20 protein-coding genes are annotated in these 19,702 nt (G+C 62.8%); 14 read left to right on the plus strand and 6 right to left on the minus strand.

Features of this window, described 5'->3' with window-relative positions; genetic code table 11:
* Positions 1-29 precede the first annotated feature (29 nt).
* The 5 genes from ctaD to AADJ04_RS07200 are packed head-to-tail and all read left to right on the plus strand — an operon-like array spanning position 30 to position 3,560.
* Positions 30-1,664, plus strand: a complete 1,635-nt coding sequence (gene ctaD / locus AADJ04_RS07180) for a cytochrome c oxidase subunit I (RefSeq protein ID WP_044398020.1) — start codon at positions 30-32, stop codon at positions 1,662-1,664.
* A gap of 10 nt (positions 1,665-1,674) precedes the next feature.
* Positions 1,675-1,785, plus strand: coding sequence for a cytochrome oxidase small assembly protein (locus AADJ04_RS07185; protein ID WP_211360764.1), 111 nt, complete (start codon positions 1,675-1,677; stop codon positions 1,783-1,785).
* Positions 1,786-1,795: 10 nt separating this feature from the next.
* Complete coding sequence (locus AADJ04_RS07190) at positions 1,796-2,413, plus strand: cytochrome c oxidase assembly protein (protein ID WP_066693375.1); 618 nt, start codon at positions 1,796-1,798, stop codon at positions 2,411-2,413.
* Positions 2,410-2,622, plus strand: a complete 213-nt coding sequence (locus tag AADJ04_RS07195; RefSeq protein WP_341239199.1) for a DUF2970 domain-containing protein — start codon at positions 2,410-2,412, stop codon at positions 2,620-2,622. Before AADJ04_RS07190 ends, AADJ04_RS07195 begins: the two co-directional genes overlap by 4 nt.
* Positions 2,623-2,678: 56 nt before the next feature.
* Positions 2,679-3,560: a cytochrome c oxidase subunit 3 gene (locus AADJ04_RS07200; protein ID WP_044398025.1), complete on the plus strand. Its 882-nt coding sequence runs from the start codon at positions 2,679-2,681 to the stop codon at positions 3,558-3,560.
* 113 nt (positions 3,561-3,673) lie between these two features.
* Here AADJ04_RS07200 and AADJ04_RS07205 read toward each other — a convergent pair whose 3' ends face one another.
* Positions 3,674-3,895 (minus strand): twin transmembrane helix small protein, encoded by a 222-nt coding sequence (locus tag AADJ04_RS07205; protein ID WP_044398027.1) that lies wholly within the window; start codon positions 3,893-3,895, stop codon positions 3,674-3,676.
* Positions 3,896-3,910: 15 nt separating this feature from the next.
* Between AADJ04_RS07205 and AADJ04_RS07210 the strand changes: the two genes are divergently transcribed.
* Genes AADJ04_RS07210 through AADJ04_RS07230 form a run of 5 tightly spaced genes read left to right on the plus strand, consistent with a single transcriptional unit; the run spans position 3,911 to position 8,068 of the window.
* Positions 3,911-4,678 carry an SURF1 family protein gene (locus tag AADJ04_RS07210; protein WP_341239200.1) on the plus strand — a complete coding sequence of 256 codons (768 nt, stop codon included), beginning with the start codon at positions 3,911-3,913 and terminating at the stop codon, positions 4,676-4,678.
* Positions 4,620-5,363 carry a hypothetical protein gene (locus tag AADJ04_RS07215; protein WP_207373509.1) on the plus strand — a complete coding sequence of 248 codons (744 nt, stop codon included), beginning with the start codon at positions 4,620-4,622 and terminating at the stop codon, positions 5,361-5,363. The genes AADJ04_RS07210 and AADJ04_RS07215 overlap by 59 nt, the downstream gene beginning before the upstream one ends.
* Position 5,364: 1 nt before the next feature.
* On the plus strand, positions 5,365-6,564 hold the full coding sequence (locus tag AADJ04_RS07220) for a COX15/CtaA family protein (RefSeq protein WP_341239201.1): 1,200 nt from the start codon (positions 5,365-5,367) through the stop codon (positions 6,562-6,564).
* Positions 6,561-7,454, plus strand: coding sequence for a heme o synthase (gene cyoE / locus AADJ04_RS07225; protein ID WP_044398034.1), 894 nt, complete (start codon positions 6,561-6,563; stop codon positions 7,452-7,454). Before AADJ04_RS07220 ends, cyoE begins: the two co-directional genes overlap by 4 nt.
* A gap of 2 nt (positions 7,455-7,456) precedes the next feature.
* A complete protein-coding gene (locus AADJ04_RS07230) occupies positions 7,457-8,068 on the plus strand; it encodes an SCO family protein (protein WP_044398036.1) in 612 nt (203 codons plus the stop codon).
* A 72-nt stretch (positions 8,069-8,140) separates the two neighbouring features.
* On the opposite strand, the gene AADJ04_RS07235 is transcribed toward AADJ04_RS07230, so the two are convergent.
* From AADJ04_RS07235 to AADJ04_RS07245, 3 genes are all read right to left on the minus strand, one after another.
* On the minus strand, positions 8,141-9,148 hold the full coding sequence (locus AADJ04_RS07235) for a tripartite tricarboxylate transporter substrate binding protein (protein ID WP_341239202.1): 1,008 nt from the start codon (positions 9,146-9,148) through the stop codon (positions 8,141-8,143).
* A 187-nt stretch (positions 9,149-9,335) separates the two neighbouring features.
* The gene (gene rpoH / locus AADJ04_RS07240; protein ID WP_142083671.1) at positions 9,336-10,277 is read right to left on the minus strand and encodes an RNA polymerase sigma factor RpoH; all 942 of its coding nucleotides are present in this window, start codon (positions 10,275-10,277) and stop codon (positions 9,336-9,338) included.
* Between the two features lie 85 nt (positions 10,278-10,362).
* Positions 10,363-10,782 carry an Lrp/AsnC family transcriptional regulator gene (locus AADJ04_RS07245; RefSeq protein WP_066785559.1) on the minus strand — a complete coding sequence of 140 codons (420 nt, stop codon included), beginning with the start codon at positions 10,780-10,782 and terminating at the stop codon, positions 10,363-10,365.
* Positions 10,783-10,906: 124 nt separating this feature from the next.
* Between AADJ04_RS07245 and AADJ04_RS07250 the strand changes: the two genes are divergently transcribed.
* On the plus strand, positions 10,907-12,001 hold the full coding sequence (locus AADJ04_RS07250; RefSeq protein ID WP_341239203.1) for an ornithine cyclodeaminase: 1,095 nt from the start codon (positions 10,907-10,909) through the stop codon (positions 11,999-12,001).
* A 38-nt stretch (positions 12,002-12,039) separates the two neighbouring features.
* Here AADJ04_RS07250 and AADJ04_RS07255 read toward each other — a convergent pair whose 3' ends face one another.
* Both AADJ04_RS07255 and ftsY read right to left on the minus strand, forming a co-directional pair.
* Positions 12,040-14,685: an EAL domain-containing protein gene (locus AADJ04_RS07255; protein ID WP_341239204.1), complete on the minus strand. Its 2,646-nt coding sequence runs from the start codon at positions 14,683-14,685 to the stop codon at positions 12,040-12,042.
* 140 nt (positions 14,686-14,825) lie between these two features.
* Positions 14,826-16,115, minus strand: a complete 1,290-nt coding sequence (gene ftsY / locus AADJ04_RS07260; RefSeq protein ID WP_341239205.1) for a signal recognition particle-docking protein FtsY — start codon at positions 16,113-16,115, stop codon at positions 14,826-14,828.
* A gap of 28 nt (positions 16,116-16,143) precedes the next feature.
* On the opposite strand from ftsY, the gene AADJ04_RS07265 reads away from it, so the two are divergent.
* From AADJ04_RS07265 to rsmD, 3 genes are read left to right on the plus strand one after another with little or no spacing between them, the layout of a single operon-like run.
* Positions 16,144-17,619 (plus strand): pitrilysin family protein, encoded by a 1,476-nt coding sequence (locus AADJ04_RS07265; RefSeq protein WP_312780895.1) that lies wholly within the window; start codon positions 16,144-16,146, stop codon positions 17,617-17,619.
* Positions 17,620-17,639: 20 nt separating this feature from the next.
* Complete coding sequence (locus AADJ04_RS07270) at positions 17,640-19,001, plus strand: pitrilysin family protein (RefSeq protein ID WP_341239206.1); 1,362 nt, start codon at positions 17,640-17,642, stop codon at positions 18,999-19,001.
* The gene (gene rsmD / locus AADJ04_RS07275) at positions 18,998-19,693 is read left to right on the plus strand and encodes a 16S rRNA (guanine(966)-N(2))-methyltransferase RsmD (protein ID WP_341239207.1); all 696 of its coding nucleotides are present in this window, start codon (positions 18,998-19,000) and stop codon (positions 19,691-19,693) included. Before AADJ04_RS07270 ends, rsmD begins: the two co-directional genes overlap by 4 nt.
* Positions 19,694-19,702 lie beyond the last annotated feature (9 nt).

Below are 19,702 nucleotides of genomic sequence, written 5' to 3' on the forward strand. Positions count from 1 at the left end.
CATCGCCCAATCGCATTGAGGAATTCACTATGAGCGCAGTACTCGACAACCACGGGCACGCTGGCGACCACGCACACGACGGCCACGACCATCACCATGCACCTACCGGCTGGCGCCGCTGGGTGTTTGCCACCAATCACAAAGACATCGGCACGCTTTATCTGCTGTTCTCGTTCACTATGTTGATGGTGGGCGGGGTGCTGGCCTTGCTGATTCGTGCAGAGCTGTTCCAGCCGGGCCTGCAGTTGGTCAACCCTGAGTTGTTCAATCAGCTCACCACCATGCACGGTCTCATCATGGTGTTTGGCGCGATCATGCCGGCCTTTGTGGGCTTTGCGAACTGGATGCTGCCATTGCAAATTGGCGCTTCCGACATGGCCTTCGCTCGCATGAACAACTTCAGCTTCTGGCTGATGATTCCTGCCGCCATCATGCTGGTTGCATCGTTCTTCATGCCCGGTGGCGCTCCCGCTGCAGGATGGACTTTGTATGCACCGTTGACGCTGCAGATGGGCCCCTCCATGGACGCTGGCATCTTTGCGATGCACATCCTTGGTGCTTCGTCCATCATGGGCTCGATCAATATCATCGTGACCATCCTGAACATGCGCGCTCCCGGCATGACGCTGATGAAGATGCCCATGTTCGCCTGGACCTGGCTCATCACTGCCTATCTGCTGATCGCTGTGATGCCCGTGCTGGCTGGCGCGATCACGATGACGCTGACCGACCGTCACTTCGGCACCAGCTTCTTCAACCCCGCTGGTGGTGGTGACCCTGTCATGTACCAGCATATTTTCTGGTTCTTCGGTCACCCCGAGGTGTACATCATGATCTTGCCGGCCTTCGGCATCATCAGTCAGATCGTTCCTGCCTTCGCTCGCAAAAAGCTGTTTGGCTACGCCTCCATGGTGTACGCCACATCGTCGATCGCTATCCTGTCGTTTATTGTGTGGGCCCACCACATGTTCACGACTGGCATGCCTGTGACTGGCCAGTTGTTCTTCATGTACGCCACCATGCTGATCTCCGTGCCCACGGCCGTGAAGATCTTCAACTGGATTGCCACCATGTGGCGTGGTTCGATGACGTTTGAAACCCCCATGCTGTTTGCCGTGGGCTTCATCTTCGTGTTCACCATGGGTGGTTTCACCGGCCTGATCCTAGCCATGGCTCCCATCGACATCCAGCTGCAAGATACCTACTACGTGGTGGCCCACTTCCACTACGTGCTGGTGGCTGGTTCGCTGTTCTCGATGTTCGCAGCCTACTACTACTGGGCTCCCAAGTGGACCGGTGTGATGTTCAGTGAAACCCGCGGCCAGATCCATTTCTGGGGCTCGTTGATCACCTTCAACATCACCTTCTTCCCGATGCACTTCTTGGGTTTGGCCGGTATGCCTCGCCGTTATGCCGACTACCCCATGCAGTTTGCTGACTTCAATGCCATCGCATCGGTGGGTGCCCTGGGCTTTGGCCTGATGCAGGTTTACTTCTTCCTGTTTGTGGTGTTGCCCGCCATGCGCGGTAAGGGTGCCAAGGCTCCTCAAAAGCCATGGGACGGCGCCGAAGGCCTGGAATGGGAAGTGCCTTCGCCTGCTCCATTCCATACGTTTGAAAACCCACCCAAGCTTGACGCGACCGCAACTCGCGTGATTGGTTGAGGAGCCTGCCATGACCCCCGAGCAAAAGAAGAACAACCTGCGCCTGGCGTTGATCCTTGCGTCAGTGGTTGCGGTATTTTTCATCGGGTTCATGGTCAAGGTGACCTTGCTGTCACGCTGAGCAACCTGCCATGAGCCTGCGTCGCGAAAACGCCAAGATGGTCGGCAAGCTGGTCGTGATTGCGGCCGGCATGTTCGCCTTCGGCTACGCTTTGATCCCCATCTACAAGCACATCTGCGAGATGACGGGGATCAACATCCTGTCGCTGTCCGAGCGCCAGGTTCCAGGCAACGGCGTTGCCGGCAAGGATGCGAAGCTGCCTGCGAACAGTCAGGTGGACAAGTCCCGCACCATCACGGTGGAGTTCGACGCCAACGCGCGCGGGCCTTGGGATTTCAAGCCTGCACAGCGCTCTGTCAAAGTGCATCCCGGCGAGTTGACGACAGTGATGTACGAATTCCAGAATGTGCAAAACCGGCGTATGGCAGCACAAGCCATTCCCAGTTACGCACCGCGTCAGGCAGCTGCACATTTCACCAAGCTGGAGTGCTTTTGCTTCAACCAGTACACGCTGGAGCCCGGTGAAAAGAAGGAATGGCCGGTGGCGTTCGTGATTGATCCGAAACTGTCGAAAGACGTGACCACCATCACGCTGTCGTACACATTTTTCGAGGTCGGTGGGAAAACTCCCGCAGCGCCACAGTCGGTTTCGGTGAAGGGTTTGCCGTCGGAAGGCCAAGGCTCATGAGCCGAGACTCCGCTTCACCGCTGCAACGCAAAGGCTCGCTGTTGCGTACGGTGCGCGCGGTTGCGTGGTCCCTGATTGGATTGCGTAAAGGCAGTGAATACGCGCAAGATTTGGAGAAGATCAACCCCATCCACATCATCGTGGTGGGACTGATCGCAGTTTTTTCTCTGGTGCTGGCACTCATCGTGCTGGTCAACTGGATTGTGTGACGCAGTGGATTTGCCCCCGGTACAGATAACAACGATTGAGATAGTCAGGAGCTGAAATGAGTGCATCAACACACGGCACAACACCGTACTACTACGTGCCCGCAGAGTCCCGTCACCCCGTGATGGCTGCTGCTGGGCTGTTCTTCGTGATCCTGGGCGCAGGCCAGTGGATCAACGGACACGAATGGGGCAAGTACTCGCTGGCTCTGGGCTTGGTGTGGTGGCTGTTTGTGCTGTACCAGTGGTTCCGTGATGCAGCCCGTGAGAGCGAAGCGGGCTTATACGGCCGCAAGATTGACCTCTCTTACCGCTGGAGCATGAGCTGGTTCATCTTCTCGGAAGTGATGTTTTTCGGCGCATTCTTCACCGCCCTGTGGTGGGCGCGCGAGCACTCTGTCCCCGCATTGGGCAGCCTCGAAAACTCTCTGCTCTGGCCTGACTTCAAGGCGGTATGGCCTAGTGTGGCAGCTGGTGCGACGGCCTCTCCTGCAGGCATCGTGGAGCCCTTCCAGACCGTGGGCCCCTTCTGGCTGCCCACGATCAACACGGCACTGCTGCTGACGTCGGGCGTGACACTGACGATTGCCCACCACGCATTGCGCGAGAACCAACGCGGCAAGACCATCGCCTTCATGTGGGCTACGGTGTTGCTGGGCATCGTGTTCCTGTTCGTTCAGGGCTACGAGTACTACCACCTCTACACAGACTTGAACCTGAAGTTGTCGTCTGGTGTGTTTGGCTCCACCTTCTTCATGCTGACCGGCTTCCACGGTTTCCACGTGTTCATCGGCATGTTGATGCTGCTGTTCATTACGCTGCGTCTGCAAAAAGGCCACTTCACGGCAGACAAGCACTTCGGCTTTGAAGGTGCTGCGTGGTACTGGCACTTTGTGGACGTGGTCTGGCTCGGTTTGTACATCCTCGTGTATTGGATGTAAGCGCAGACAGTCAACAAAAAAGCGCCGCAAGGCGCTTTTTTTTGTGGCTTGGCTACTTGGCCTGTCTCGATAAGCGCCAATCCGGGTGGCGCATTCTGATGAGTGTGCGGCGTTCAACGTGTGGCCGGCAGGCCAGTGGGCTGAATGTAGCCCAGCTGCCATGCGGCCAGCAGGCACACAAAGAGCAAGATCGACAGCCCCACCCGCACTGCCAATGCCCTGGCCATGCGGTTACCCTTCAGTGCATCGTTGTTGCCGTTGCGCATCATGAAAAAGAGCGCAGACCCCAGGCTGACCACAATGCCCACAAATGCTGCAACAACTAGATATTTCATGGAGCTGATTATCCTGTGACGTCTCGTCCTCGTGCATCTGGTGTGCTTTTTGTTGTCGTCACCTTGGCCGCACTGGTGGGCGTGGCCATTACTGCGTCACTCGGGCGGTGGCAGTTGGGCCGTGCCGCAGAAAAGCTGGCATACGAGCAAACGTTGACTTCTCGCGCTGCGCTGCCGGCCTTGGATGGGGCGAGCTTGGCAAAGGCTGAAGTGGCGGGCGTTACGGAGGAAATGCGGCGTCGCCCGGTGGAACTGGAAGGCCTCTGGTTACCCGACCACACCGTGTACCTCGACAACCGGCAAATGCAGGGGCGCCCCGGCTTTTTTGTCGTCACCCCGCTGCAATTGCGAGGGACCAGCGCTGTGGTACTAGTGCAGCGTGGCTGGGTGCCACGCAATTTTCAGGACCGAACCCAGGTGCCTGATGTCGTGACGCCGGCTGGGACCGTACAGGTCAAAGGCCGGGTGGCTGCGCCGCCATCGCGGCTCTACGAATTCAGCGCAGGGGACAGTGCGCAGGGGTCTTCCCGCATCCGGCAAAATCTCGACCTGGCTGCATTTCGCTCCGCCACGCAACTGCCGCTGCTGGATTTGTCGGTGGTTCAGTTGGGTGAGCCTGGTGAAGGCATGCAGCGCGACTGGCCTGTCGTCTCTTCGGGCGTCGATAAACACTATGGTTACGCATTTCAATGGTTCGGGCTTTGCGGCCTGATTGCACTCCTTTATGTCTGGTTCCAAATCGTCCGACGCTTCATTCGCCCACGCCGCGAGCGTTCCTCCTGAAGTGGCGTCAGAGCACCCCCTGGGTTTGACGGTGCATACCCTGCCCGAGGCCGGAGGGGCGATGGATGCTGCCCAGCGCACCCGACATGGCCGCCTGAAGATGCTGGGGGTGCTGCTGGTCTGTGCTGCACCCGTCATTGCGTCCTACTTCACCTATTACGTGATTCGCCCAGAGGGACGCAGGAACTACGGCGAGTTGATTGAGCCACAACGGCCCATGCCCGCCATGGCTGCCACCACGTTGGAGGGTGGCGACGGTGCGCTGGTGGATCTTAAGGGGCAGTGGCTTCTCGTGAGTGTGGCGGATAGCCAGTGCGATACCGATTGCCAGAAGCATCTGTACCTGCAGCGCCAGCTGCGTGAAAGCGTGGGGCGTGAGAAAGACCGCGTGGACTGGGTGTGGCTGGTGACGGATGACAAAGCCCCTCCGGCAGCCTTGGAGCCTGCCCTCAAACAGGCCCAGGTGCGGCGTGTGGATGAAGCAGCGTTGGCGCAGTGGCTGGCGCCTGCTGCAGGTCAGGCGCTGCGGGATCACATCTATGTGGTGGACCCCATGGGCCACTGGATGATGCGTTTCCCCGCCCGCATGGATGCTGCGGGCGCAGCCAAGGCCAAGAAGGATCTGGAACGCCTGTTGCGCGCCTCTGCATCCTGGGATGAAGCGGGCCGACCCCGGAAGCCCTGACATGGACGCGCAACCTCTGTACGACCTCGCTCCGCTCACCCGGCTCATGCTCCTGGGGCTGCTGATTGCCCTGGGCCCGCTGGCATGGGTGCGCTGGCGCAACCGTGGGGCTTCTCCGCTGCGGCGCCTGCAAGCGCTCACGGTGCTGACTCTGTTCCTTACCTTCGATCTGGTGCTGTTTGGTGCTTTCACGCGCCTGACCGATTCCGGTCTGGGTTGCCCCGACTGGCCTGGCTGCTACGGCAGCGCGAGCCCCGTGGGTGCCCGTGAAGAAATTTCTGCAGCGCAAAGCGCCATGCCCACGGGGCCTGTCACGCACGGCAAAGCCTGGGTGGAGATGATCCACCGCTATCTGGCCACCGGGGTAGGGGTGCTCATCATTGTCATGACGATCTCTGCCTGGGTGCAGCACCGTGCATGGAAGCGCCAACTAGCCGCCAAGGGGCAGGGCGCTTCGGTGGGACGGCCGCCCGCTGGCAGTCCCTGGTGGCCTACATTTACCCTCGTCTGGGTCTGTCTGCAGGGCGCGTTTGGTGCGCTCACGGTCACCATGAAGCTGTTCCCCGCCATCGTGACACTGCATTTGATCGGTGGGTTGGTGTTACTGGCGCTGCTGTGCGTTCAGGCGGTGCAGCACACCCGGGCGGCCGGGGGTCTGCCGCCTGTCGGTCTGAGCCAAGGGATGCGTTGGGCCTTGTGGGGCACGATGGCCTTGCTGGCTGCGCAAGTGGTTTTGGGCGGCTGGGTCAGTACCAATTACGCGGTGCTGGCTTGCACCACCTTCCCCAAGTGCCAGGGTAGCTGGTGGCCCGCCATGGACTTTGCGCAGGGCTTCCAGATTTGGCGTGAACTGGGCATGCTGCAAGACGGCAGTCACATCAGTTTTGCGGGTTTGACGGCCATTCACTATGTTCATCGCTTGATGGCCTATGTCGTCCTTGCAGCCATGGTGTGGCTCGCGCTTCAACTGCGTCCCTCTCTGAAAGCGCAAGCGCATTGGCTGTTGGCGCTGGCTGCACTGCAGCTGGCCACGGGCTTGTCTAACGTGATTCTGGATTGGCCCCTGCTGGCGGCAGTGCTCCACACCGGGGGGGCTGCCGCATTGGTGGTGGTGTTGACCTGGGCCTTGGCGGCCAGCCGCACCAGCGCCGCCCCGAACGAGATTTCTGCGCCAGCGCGCGCACCGAGAGTGATTGCATGAGTGTTGCCGCCGTTTCCCCTCCGTCGCGATTCGCGCAGTTCTACGCTTTGACCAAGCCGCGCGTCGTCCAATTGATTGTGTTCTGTGCCTTGATCGGCATGGTGCTGGCTGTGCCGGGCTTGCCCAGTGGGGCGCAGGTGGGCCAGATGGCGCTGGCCAGCCTGGGCATCTGGCTGGTGGCTGGGGCCGCCGCTGCCTTCAACTGCATCGTGGAGCAGGGCATTGATGCCAAGATGAAGCGCACTGCCTGGCGCCCTACCGCCAAGGGTGAGTTGTCGAACCAGGAGACCCTGGTGTTCTCTGCGGTGCTGTGCGCTGCAGGGTCTGCATTGCTGTACGTGTGGATCAACCCGCTGACCATGTGGCTGACGTTTGCCACCTTTGTGGGCTACGCGGTGATCTACACCGTCATTCTCAAGCCGCTCACGCCCCAGAACATCGTCATTGGCGGTGCCTCGGGGGCCATGCCGCCTGTGCTGGGCTGGTCTTCCATGACGGGGGATGTCGGGCCCGAAGCGCTGATTCTGTTTCTCATCATCTTCCTGTGGACCCCGCCGCACTTCTGGGCGCTGGCGCTGTACCGGGTGGAGGACTACCGCAAGTCAGGCCTGCCCATGCTGCCTGTCACCCATGGCAACGAGTTCACACGCCTGCAGGTCTTTTTGTACACGCTGATTCTTTTTGCGGGATGCCTCATGCCCTTCGTGTACGGCATGAGTTCATGGCTGTACCTGGCCTTTGCCGTGGTGTTGAGCGTGGGATTTTGCGGCTATGGATTTGCCTTGTGGCGCAATTACTCCGACGCCCTGGCCCGCAAGACCTTCCGCTTTTCCCTGATCCACTTGAGCGTGCTGTTTGCTGCGCTGTTGGTGGACCACTACGTGATGTGAACATGAACAAACGAAATGCTATTAAATCTGTAGCTGCTTGCGCTTTATTGGCGGGCGCTACAGTGCTTTTTTCTGCTTGCTCTGAGAAGAAGGTGGAATTTCGGGGCATTGATGTCACTGGCGCCGAATACGCCCGCGATCTGCCATTGACGGACCACAACGGCCAGCAGCGCAGCTTGAAAGACTTCGCGGGCAAGGTGGTGGTGGTGTTTTTCGGCTTCACGCAGTGCCCCGACGTGTGTCCCACTTCCATGCAGGAACTGGCCGAAGTCAAGCGTTCCCTCGGCGCAGATGGCGATCGCCTGCAAGGCATCTTCGTGACCGTGGACCCTGAGCGGGACACTGCCGAGGTGCTGAAGGCCTACATGGGCAACTTCGACCCCAGCTTCCTGGCCCTGCGCGGCAGCCCCGAGCAACTGGCCGCCGTCGCCAAGGACTTCAAGATCTATTACAAAAAGGTCGAAGGCAAAACAGACACCAGCTACACGATGGACCACTCTGCCGGCAGCTACGTCTATGACCCCGCCGGGCGGTTGCGCGTGTACCACCGCTACGGCAGCGGCGCACAGGCCTTGGCCGCCGACGTGGCCACGTTGCTCAAAGAAGCGAAGTAAGCTGCAGCGCCCACTGGGGGCGCCCAATCTAAAGGGTTGCCTTGGCTTACCAGCCGCAGCGTCCTTCTTCCCTTATTCGGCTTTGATGCTCCGCTGCGCAATGATTTGCCCCAGCGCTGCGGTATCTGCCTTGATCCTGTTGGCCAACCCCTCGGGCGATGTGCCAGCCACTTGCCAGCCTTGCTGGAACAGCTTGGCGCGCACCTCTGGCGTGCGGGCAATGTCCGCCAGCACTGTGGCCAGCCGCACCTGCAAGGCCTTGGGCATGGTCGCGGGGGCTGCAAAGGCGTTCCAGATTTCCAGTTCAAAATTCTGAATTCCGGCTTCGGCCAAGCTTGGCACATCGGGCGCCAGCGCACTGCGGCCGGCCGATGTCACGCCAATGGCCCGCAGCTTGCCTGCCTTCACTTGCGCCTGCGCTAGCGCAGGCGGCAGCAGCGCCATCTGCAATTGGCCGCCCAGCATGGCCGTCGCGACCTGGGGATAGCCGGCATACGGCACGTGCACGGGGTTGATCCCGCTGCGTGACTTCAGCAGTTCGGTGCCGATATGGCCCACCGTGCCCACCCCAGGGGTGCCATAGCTCCATTGGTCCCCAGCGCTGCGTGCCGTTGCCAGAAATTCGCGGGCACTCGCGGTGGCTGCCACGCCGGGCTGGCTCACCGGCGCAGTCAATACCAAAGGCGAGGTGCCCACCAGCGTCAGCGGCGCAAAATCCTTCAGCGGGTCGTACGGCACCGCTGGGTTGATCAGCTTGGCAATCGTCATGTTGCCGTTGATCATCAGCCCAATGGTGTGGTCGTCCCGGGCCTTGGCCACGGCATCGGCGCCGATGTTGCCACCCGCACCCACCTTGTGTTCGACGCTGACCCGTTGCCCGAGGGCTTTGGCCAGGGGCTCCGAGAAGGTGCGCGCCGTCCGGTCAGGCGACGAGCCGGGTGGGAAGCCCACGATGATCTTCAGCGGTTTCGTGGGCCAGGGGGCGGCGGCGCTGGGCGCCTTCTGGGCTGCGGCCCATGGTGCCGCCAGAGCCGTCAAGGCCAGAGCAAGGGCGGTACGGCGCGAAAACAGGGATTGCATGGGAGTCTTTCAGCAACAAAAAAACCGGTACTCGCCCGGACCATGGAAAAAGCCCGCCAAGTCCGCTGAGTTGTCTGCTGAAGCAAACCTTTGGGTTCGCTGGGGCAGGATTCAACGGCCTATGAGCGGGCCTAGGGGGCGACGCAGGGGCAAATGGTAACGTTTGTCCCATCTGCCGCTGGGCGAATCAAGCTGCTTCTGTCAGCGCTTTCTTCATCTTCTTCATGGCGGCCGCTTCAATCTGGCGAATGCGCTCTGCGCTCACGCCATACACAGCAGCCAACTCGTGCAGCGTCATGCCACCCGAGCCATCGTCGTTCACCTTGAGCCAACGCTCTTCCACAATGCGGCGGCTGCGCTCGTCCAGTCCTGCCAAGGCGTTGGCGATGCCGTCAGAGGCCAGCACGTCACGCTGGTGCGACTCAATGACGGCGGTGGGCTCGTGCGATGCGTCCGACAGGTAGGCAATCGGGCCAAAGGCCTGTTCGCTGTCGTCCGAAGGTGTGGGATCCAGCAGTACATCGCCGCCAGACATGCGCGTTTCCATCTCAATGACTTCTTCGCGCTTCACGTTCAGCTGGGCGGCCACCACATCAATTTCGTGGTCAGACAACGTGTCACGGTGGGTGGCAGCATCTGCGGCGCTGGCATCCGCCTTGAAGCCCTGTTTCATCGAGCGCAGGTTGAAGAACAGCTTGCGCTGGGCTTTGGTGGTAGCCACCTTGACCATGCGCCAGTTTTTCAGGATGTATTCGTGGATCTCGGCCTTGATCCAGTGCATGGCGTAGCTCACCAGCCGCACGCCCTGGTCGGGGTCAAAACGCTTGACCGCCTTCATCAGGCCCACGTTGCCCTCCTGAATCAGGTCGCCATGCGGCAGACCGTAGCCGAGGTACTGGCGGGAAATGGAAACCACCAGCCGCAAGTGCGACAGCACCAAGCGCCCCGCAGCGTCCACATCGTTGTGTTCCTTGAGCTGGCGGGCGTATTTCTGCTCCTCTTCCTGGGTCAGCAAAGGAAGACGGTTGACGGCAGAAATGTAGGCGTCGAGGTTGCCCAACGCAGGCACCAGCGCCCAAGGGTTGGTGGGTGTCAGAGCGGTTGCAGTGGTTCCAGATGAAAGTGTCATGCCGGGAATCCTTTCCTCAAGGGCATTATGTTAGCACTCGATTTGAGAGAGTGCTAAGTCCAAAGTTCCCGTCTGGCTTATCTCTTCATCGGTACGTTGTCAGATGGATGCTCGTTTCTGTGCTGCGAATGCCGGAGATGAGGCGGATGCGTTCCAGCACTTGCGACAGCTCACTCATGGAGCGTGCTTCAAGCTCTGCCAGAAGGTCCCAGCGGCCGTTGGTGTCGTGCAAGGCCGAGACCCCTGGTTCGCCCAGCAAGCTGGCAATGACCTGTCGCGTCTGGTTACCTTCAACCAAGACACCCATCCATGCACGGATGCGTTCAGGTTCTGCCTCGGGTTTGAGTCGCACGGTGTAACCCACGATGACCTGTGTGTCTTCCAGCTTACGCAGACGGTTGGTCACGGTTCCGCGGGATACGCCGAGCTTGTGGGCCAGGTCGGCGATGTTCATCCGGGCGTTGGCGCGCAAGAGGCTGATGAGGGAGTGGTCCAGTTCGTCCATGTATTCAAAATGGCATTGGTTTCTGCCATTTTGGCAAAAACATCTGCAATACGGTACAAGATTGCCGATTCACTTTGCCATCCGTGCGCGAGACACTGGGCCATCACAACAACGGAGACTGGCCATGAACTTCACCCCCTCGACTTCGCGCACCTCAGAAACGCTGTACCTCAGCGCTCCAGCAGTGGTTGAACTGGTGCGTCGCCAGGGTCTTCGCGCCTGTTTGCAGGGCATTGCAGACAACATCCAGGCGGACTTTTTGCGTTGGGCTGACTTTGATAAAACAGCCCGGGTGGCCAGCCACTCCCGCCAAGGGGTCATTGAACTGATGCCCATTGCCGATGAGGTGACCTACTCGTTCAAGTACGTGAATGGCCACCCCGGCAACACGCGCCTGGGCTTATCTACCGTGATGGCGTTTGGCGTGCTGGCCGACGTGGCCACGGGCATGCCCCTGCTACTGTCGGAACTCACCCTCACCACCGCATTGCGTACGGCAGCCATGTCTGCCGTGGCGGCGCGCGCACTGGCCCGGCCCGGCAGCCGCAGCATGGCGCTGATCGGCAACGGCGCGCAAAGCGAATTCCAGGCCCTGGCCTTCTACCACCTGCTGGGCATCACCGAACTGCGTCTTTTCGATACAGACGGTGAGGCCACTCGCAAATTGCTTGCCAACCTGAGCGATCTGCCCGTGACGGTGCGTGTATGCACCAGCGTGGCAGAGGCCGTGCGTGGTGCCGATATCGTGACCACTGTCACGGCCGACAAGGCCAAGGCCACCATCATCACGCCCGACATGGTGGAGCCCGGCATGCACATCAATGCGGTGGGTGGTGACTGCCCCGGCAAGACCGAATTGCACCCAGATGTGCTGCGTGGCGCCGCCGTGTTTGTGGAATATGCCCCGCAGACACGTGTGGAGGGCGATATCCAGCAAATGCCTTCCGACTTTGCGGTGACGGAGGTGTGGGAGGTTCTCTCCCAGCGCCACGCGGGCCGCGCCAGCGCCACCCAGGTCACCGTATTCGACTCGGTCGGTTTTGCTTTGGAAGATTTTTCCGCGCTGCGCTACATGCGCGACACGGCCCTGGCGTTGGGAATGGGCGAGCGCATGGCCCTGATCCCGGCGCTGGACGATCCCAAGGACCTGTTTTCACTCCTGCGGCAACCCACACCGGCCAGTCGCTTACAGCACTTGCCCGAGATGGCTGAGGCTTGAGGAAAGAGCGGGGGCGTGCTGGTGCTGCTACCGGCGGCCTAGCGGCTCAGCACGACCCGCTCGAAATCTGTGTGAGGCACCGGGCGGCCAAAGAAGTAACCCTGGAAGGCCCGGCAGCCATGCTGGAGCAGGAAGTGGTGGTGTTCTTCGGTTTCCACCCCTTCGGCAATCACGTCAAGCCCCAGGCTGTGGGCCAGGGCAATGATGGAGCGCGCAATGGCCGCATCGTTGGGGTCAACCAGTGCATCGCGCACAAAACCCTGGTCGATTTTGATCTGGTCCAGCGGCAACCGCTTGAGGTAGCTCAGCGATGAGTACCCGGTACCAAAGTCGTCCAGCGAGAAGCCCAGGCCCAGCTCGCGCAGCGCCAGCATGGTGGTGATCACGCCTTCCACATTTTTCAGCAGCAGGCTCTCGGTCAGCTCCAGCTTGATGTGTGTAGGGTCGGCGCCCGTGAGCTGAAGCAGGCGGACCACCTGACTCACGAAGTCATCCTGGTGAAACTGGCGCGCGCTGACGTTGATCGACAGCGTGAGGTGCGCGAGTTGGGGGTGCTGGCGCCACTGCGCTTGCTGGCGCAGGGCGGTTTCCATCACCCAGTGCCCCAGCGGCACGATCAGGCCGGTGTCTTCCGCCAAGGCAATGAATTCACCCGGGGACACCATGCCGTGCTCCGGGTGCTGCCAGCGCACAAGGGCTTCTGCCCCTGCGATACGGCCGGTTTCGTCCACCTGGGCCTGGTAGAGCAGCAGAAACTGGTTTTGCCGCAGACCGTTGTGCAGTTCTGCTTCCAGAGTGGCCCGGCGGTTCACGGCCTGCTGCATGTCCGGGTCGAAAAAGCGCAGCGTGTTGCGCCCCGCGTCTTTCGCGCGGTACATCGCCATATCGGCCTGTTTAAGGATTTCGTCCACGCTGGTGCGCTGCCCGTGCAACAGCGTGATGCCGATGCTGGCTGAGCAATGGTGTTCGTGCCCAGCCAAGTCGTAGGGCTGCGCCAGGTGCGCGCGCAGCATTTCGCCCAACATGCGGGCCTGGCCTGCGGCCTCGGTGGGGTCGGTGCCCAGGTTTTGCAGCACCACCACGAACTCGTCCCCACCCAGGCGCGCCACGGTATCGAGTTCGCGCACATGGCTCTTGAGGCGGCGCGCCACTTCCGTCAGCAGCATGTCGCCCACCTCATGCCCGCGTGTGTCGTTCAGGGTCTTGAACTTGTCCAGGTCTACAAACAGTACGGCAGATGCCATTCCCGTGCGGCTGCTGCTGGCCAGCACCTGCTGCAGCCGGTCTACCAGCAGGCGGCGGTTGGGTAACTCGGTCAGGGCATCGTAAAAAGCAAGGTAGCGGGCTTCTTCTTCAGCCGCCTTGCGGCCCGAAATGTCGATGTCGATGCAGAACATCTCTGGCGGCTGGCCCGGTATGTGGATGTAGGCGTGGCTGGAAAACACATCGACCAGGCTGCCGTCCTTGCGCTGCAGTTGCAGTTCGCCTGCCGGAATCACCTCGCCGGTGGCAAACATGTGTTCCACGTTGCTGCGCACGGTGTCGCGCATCACGGGCGGGATGATCAGATCAAACAGGTTGCTGCCCATGGCTTCATCGGCGGTGTAGCCATACAGCGCTTCTGACGCCTTGTTCCAGTAACTGGTGGTGCCGTCTTCCAGATAACCCTGCACCGAGATGGACGGTATGTTCAGCAACAGGGAGCGAAAGCGCAGCTCCGACTCGCGCAGGGCCGCTTCGGCACGCTTGCGGTCGGTGATGTCGCGTGCCAGCAGCACCACGGCTTCCTGGCCCTGCACGGGCACGCCCAGCGGCTGGGTGCGCCCCTCGAATTGACGCACGCCATCCAGGGTGCAGATTTCATATTCAAGGGTTTGGGTGCGGCCGGTGCGCAGGGTTTCGTGGATGAGTTCCAGGAAGCGCTGTGCCTGGTCGGCAGGCAGCACATCGCTCAGGTGCTTGCCCAGCAGGTCGCTGGCGTTGGCGACCAAGGCGGCCTTGTCGCTAGAGAGCACTTCCTGGTAGCGCCCGTTGCGGTCCAGCACCAGCAGCACGTCAGGAATGGCTTGCGTGATGGCGCGCAGCCGGGCTGAGCTGTCGCTCAGCGCCCGGTCGGTTTTCAGCCGCTCCTCCAGGTCTTTCAGCGCGGTGCCCAGCAGCAAGGTGGCCACCGTGAAAATGGCGATGAAAGGCAGGGCCACCATCTCATTGATGCGCTGCACAACCGGCGCAGGCAAAAGCTGAAACGCCCCCACCACCGCCACATGCACCACCAGTCCGAAAAGCAGCAAGGTGCGGGGCCCCACGTCCAGCTTGCCGCGCTGGCGCGCATAGCGGTACAGCAGCCCCAGCGACACGCAAATCACCACCACCAGCAAACCGACCCCCATGCCAGCGCCGCCCAGCCAAAGGCGCCATGCCATGGTCAGGGTGCCGGCAATGATGGCCACCAACGGCCCGCCAAACAGGCCCGCCATGCTGAGCACGACCGAGCGAGCGTCAAAAATCACGCCAGGCATCAAGACCAGGGGCATCAACATGCCCACGACGCAGATGCCGCCGAACAGCACGCCCGAAACGATTTGCCCGACCAGGGGCTTTTGCCGCCAGAGCCGGATGTTGACGCCGTGCAAAAAGCACAGCGCCAGCAACAGTGCAACGCCTTTGATCAGTTCAAGGAACATGGGCTTCGGGCTGGGTGGGATACAAGCCCATCATCCGGGGGAAGCCACATTTTGTAAACGGAATTCGTGCGCGCGCCGTGGCGTTGTGGCGGCGTGCACCCGTGGCGTCAGCCGGGGCGCCACGGTAGCTGCTCAATAGATCAGGACAGCAGGGCCTGCGCGAACTCGCGCGCGTTGAAGGTTTCCAGGTCTTCCAGCTTCTCGCCCACACCGATGAAATACACGGGGATGGGGCGTTCCTGCGCAATGGCGGCCAGCACGCCGCCCTTGGCAGTGCCGTCCAGCTTGGTAACCACCAGGCCGGTAAGCTGCAGTGCGTCGTCAAAGGCGCGCACCTGTGCCAGCGCGTTCTGGCCGGTGTTGCCGTCAATCACCAGCAGCACCTCGTGCGGGGCGGTGCCGTCGGCCTTGGTCACCACACGCTTGATCTTTTTGAGCTCTTCCATCAAGTGCAACTGCGTGGGCAGGCGGCCGGCGGTGTCCACCAGCACCACGTCCTTGCCGCGGGCCTTGCCGGCGGTCACGGCGTCAAAGCTCACGGCGGCGGGGTCGCCGCCTTCCTGGCTCACGATTTCCACGGTGTTGCGGTCGGCCCACACACCCAGCTGCTCGCGCGCTGCGGCGCGGAAGGTGTCGGCTGCGGCCAATAGCACGCTGGCCCCTTCATTGGCCAGGTGCTTGGTGAGTTTGCCAATCGACGTAGTTTTGCCCGCACCGTTGACGCCGGCCACCATGATGACTGTGGGCGTGTGCTCGCCGATCACCAGGGCTTTTTCCAGCGGGCGCAGCAGTTCGGCCAGGGCATCAGCCAGCAGGCCCTTCACGGCGGCGGGGTCGGTGGTCTTGGTTTCCTTCACGCGGCGCTTGAGGTCTTCCAACAGGTGCTGGGTGGCCTTCACGCCCGTATCGGCCATCAACAGGGCTTCTTCCAGCTCTTCGTACAGCGCATCGTCGATTTGCGTGCCGGTGAACACGGTGGCGATGCTGGAGCCGGTCTTGCGCAAGCCCGCTTTCAGGCGGTCGAGCCAGCCTTTGCGCTCTGCCGCCACGGGGGCGGGGGCTGCAACAGGTTCTGGTGCTGGGAGGGGCGCTGGCGCAGCGATAGGCGCTGGCACCCCTGGGTGCGCTACCGGTGCCGCTACGGCAACAGGGGCGGGCGCTGGGGCCGCAGCAGGTGGGCCGACCGGGGCTGGCTGCGTGGGCGCGGCATCGACGGCGGGCGTGGGCGCAGGGGCACTGGCGGGTGGCTTGGCGGCGAAGGGGTTGCGCAGCCAGCCAAAGCCTGTGGCCGGGGCTGCGGCTGCAGGGGGCGCGGCGGCTTCAGCGGGGGCGGGCGTGGCTGGCGGGGGCGTCACGGGCGCAGGCGCGGGTGCCGGGGCATCAGCGACTGCGGGCGGGGGGGCGGGCTTTTTCTTGAAAAAACTGAACATTGGCGGGTTCTTAGAATCACTGCATTCTATGAAACGCGCTTTCACCCTACTCGGCCTGTTGGCCAGCATCAGCGCCGGGGCCGCCACCAATGTGGCTGCACCGGGTTCTTCACCCCTTGTGGCCCAGGCCACGGCCTCCGCGCCAGTGCGCGCGGCAGCGGCCGACAGCCCGCGCACCAACGCGGCGGGCGCCCAGCTTTTCACCCTGGCCAATGGCATGCAGCTCATCGTGCAGCCGGACCACCGTGCACCCACGGCCGTGCACATGGTGTGGCTGCGCGTGGGCTCGATGGACGAGGTGGACGGCACCTCGGGCGTGGCCCATGTACTGGAGCACATGATGTTCAAGGGCTCCAAAACCGTGGCGCCGGGCGATTTTTCACGCCGTGTGGCGGCCCTGGGCGGGCGTGAAAACGCCTTCACCAGCCGCGACTACACCGGTTATTACCAGCAGATTCCCGCCCAGAAGCTGGAAGACGTGATGCGGCTGGAGTCTGACCGCTTTGCCAACATGCACTGGCCCGACGAAGAGTTCAAGAAAGAGATCGAGGTCGTCAAGGAAGAGCGCCGCCTGCGCACCGAAGACCAGCCCCGTGCCCTGCTGGCCGAGCAGCTCTTTGCCACCACTTTCAACGCGTCGCCCTACCGCCGCCCGGTGGTGGGATGGATGAGCGACCTGGACGCCATGACACCTGCCGACGTGCGCGCCTTCCATCGCCAGTGGTACACGCCCACCAATGCGGTGGTGGTGGTGGCCGGTGATGTGCAGGTAGACAAGGTACGTGCCCTGGCAGAGAAGTACTACGGCTCGCTGCCCGCGCATGCGGTGCCCGAGCGCAAGCCCCGTACCGAGCCCGAGCAGCGTGGCCTGCGCCGCATTGCCGTCAAGGCACCGGCCGAGCAGGCCTACGTGGCCCTGGCTTTCCGCGTGCCTTCTCTCACCCGCGTGCAGGATCTGCAGGCCAGCGACCGCGAAGCCCTGGCGTTGCTGGTGCTGTCGGCCGTGTTCAGCGGCTACGACGGTGCCAGGCTGGAGCGCGCGCTGACCCAGGGCGAGCAGCCCGTGGCCGACAGCGCAGGCAGCTCCGCCATGATCACCGGGCGGGGGCCCGCGCTGTTTTTGATGACCGGCGTGCCCGCGGGCGGCAAGACCGCCCAGCAGGTGGAAGACGCGCTGCGCGCCGAACTGGCCCGCGTGGCCCGTGAGGGCATCAGCGAAGCCGAGCTGGCCCGCGTCAAGACGCAGTGGATCGCCTCCACCGTGTACGAGCGTGATTCCGTGCAGAACCAGGCGCAGGAACTGGGCAGCAACTGGGTGCAGGGCTTTCCGCTGGATGCTGAAGAGCGCCTGCTGACCCTGCTGCGCACCATCACCGCCGAAGAAGTCCAGGCCGTGGCCGCCAAGTACTTTGGCGACGACCAGCTCACCATTGCCACGCTGCTGCCCCAGCCGCTGGAAGGTGCGCGCAAGCGCCCCGCGCCCGCTGCTGGCGCCCGCCATTGAACCGGATCAGGATTTGTCACATGATTGCTATTAAAAAAGTAGCTGCTAGCGCTTTATGCGCTTGCGCTGGAGTAATTTTTTATGCTCCATCTGCCTGGGCGCTGCTGCCCATCCAGCACTGGACGGAGCCCAGCGGCGCCAAGGTGTGGCTGGTCGAAAGCCCCGTCATCCCCATGGTGGATGTGCAGGTGGACTTCGATGGCGGCAGCCGCCGCGACCCCGCCGCGCAGGCCGGCTTGGCGGCCAGCGTGGCGCTGATGGCGTCCAAGGGCGTCAAAGGCGGTAAAGAAGGGCAGGGCGCTGAGCCCGCCCTGGACGAAAACGCCCTGGGCGAAGCCTGGGCCGATCTGGGCGCTGGCTTTGAAGCCGGGGCCGACAACGACGCGCTGCGCTATTCGCTGCGCTCATTGACCGACGCGCCCCTGCTGGACCGCGCCGCCCGCCTGGCCGCCCGCCAGATGGCCGAGCCCAGCTGGCCCGCCGACATCTGGGCGCGGGACCGTGCCCGCTGGTCCGCCAGCCTGCGCGAAGCCGCCACCCGCCCGTCTACCGTGGCGGGCGAAGCCTTCACCGCCGCCGTGTACGGCAGTCACCCCTATGGCCAGCGCACCACGCCCGAAACGCTGGCGCGCATTTCCGTGGACGACATGCAGCGCTTTCACGCCCAAACGGTGGCCGCCTGCCGTGCCCGCGTAAGCATCGTCGGTGCGGTGAACCGCACGCAGGCGCAAGAGCTGGTGGCCAAGCTGCTGGGCCGTCTGCCCGCCAGCGGCGGCAACTGCGCGCCCCTGCCTGCCGTGCCTGAGGTGGAACCCCTCAAAGCCCCAACCGAGCAGGCCATTCCCTTCGCCTCGGCCCAGGCCCATGTGCTGATCGGCCAACCCGGCTTTCCGCGCCGCGACCCCGACTTTCTGGCCCTGCTGGTGGGCAACCACATTCTGGGCGGCGGCGGCTTCGTTTCGCGCCTGACGGAAGAAGTGCGCGAAAAGCGCGGCCTGAGCTACAGCGTGTACAGCTACTTTGCCGGCGGCCTGCACGCTGGCGCCTTCACCATCGGCCTGCAAACCCGGCCCGACCAGGCCGCCCAGGCGGTGAAGGTGGTGCGCGACGTGGTACAGCGCTTTGTGGCCGAAGGCCCCACCGAGGCCGAGCTGCGCGCCGCCAAAGACAACCTGATCGGCGGCTTCGCACTGCGCATCGACAGCAATAAAAAGCTGCTTAGCAACGTGGCCAACATCGCCTGGAACGACCTGCCGCTCGACTACCTGGACCACTGGACGCAAAAGGTCGAAGCCCTCACTGTGGCCGATGTGCGCGCCGCCATGGCCCGCAAGCTGCAGCCCGAGCGCATGGTCACCGTGGTGGTGGGGGGCAAGCCATGAGCCGTTCCACCCTCAAAACCAGCGCCATCAACGCCGAAATCCGCAGGGCTCAGGCGGCCGCAGCCGCGCCCGCTGTCCCAGCAGGCAAAAAGGCCACGGGCAAAGACAAGCCCGCTGCCGCGGCCCCCAAAGGCGCGGGCGAGATCCGCATCATCGGCGGTGCCTGGAAGCGCACCCGCCTGCCCGTGGCCCAGCGCCCGGGCCTGCGCCCCACACCAGACCGCGTGCGCGAAACCCTGTTCAACTGGCTGGGCCAGGACCTGAGCGGCTGGCGCTGCCTGGACGCCTTTGCCGGCACCGGGGCGCTGGGGTTTGAAGCCGCCTCGCGCGGCGCCGCCAGCGTGCAACTGGTGGAAAGCGACGCCGCCCTGGTCGCCCAGCTGCACACCTTGCAGCAGCGCCTGCAGGCCACCGCCATGCGCGTGCAGCGCGGCGATGGCGTGGCGGCCCTGAAGCAAGCCGCGCCCGCCAGCCTGGACCTGGTGCTGCTCGACCCGCCTTTTGACAGCGATTTCTTCACCCCCGCATTGCAGGCTGCTGCCCAGGCAGTGGCAGCCGATGGCTTCGTCTACCTGGAAGCCCCCCGCGCCTGGACCGACGAGGACCTGGCCGACTGGGGCCTGGCGGTGCACCGCCACCTCAAAGCCGGTGCGGTGCATGCCCACCTGCTGCGCCGGGTGGTGTCTCTGTAGTTGCTCTTG

The sequence above is a fragment of the uncultured Acidovorax sp. genome, assembly GCF_964021665.1.
Classification (GTDB): Bacteria; Pseudomonadota; Gammaproteobacteria; order Burkholderiales; family Burkholderiaceae_C; genus Acidovorax; species Acidovorax temperans.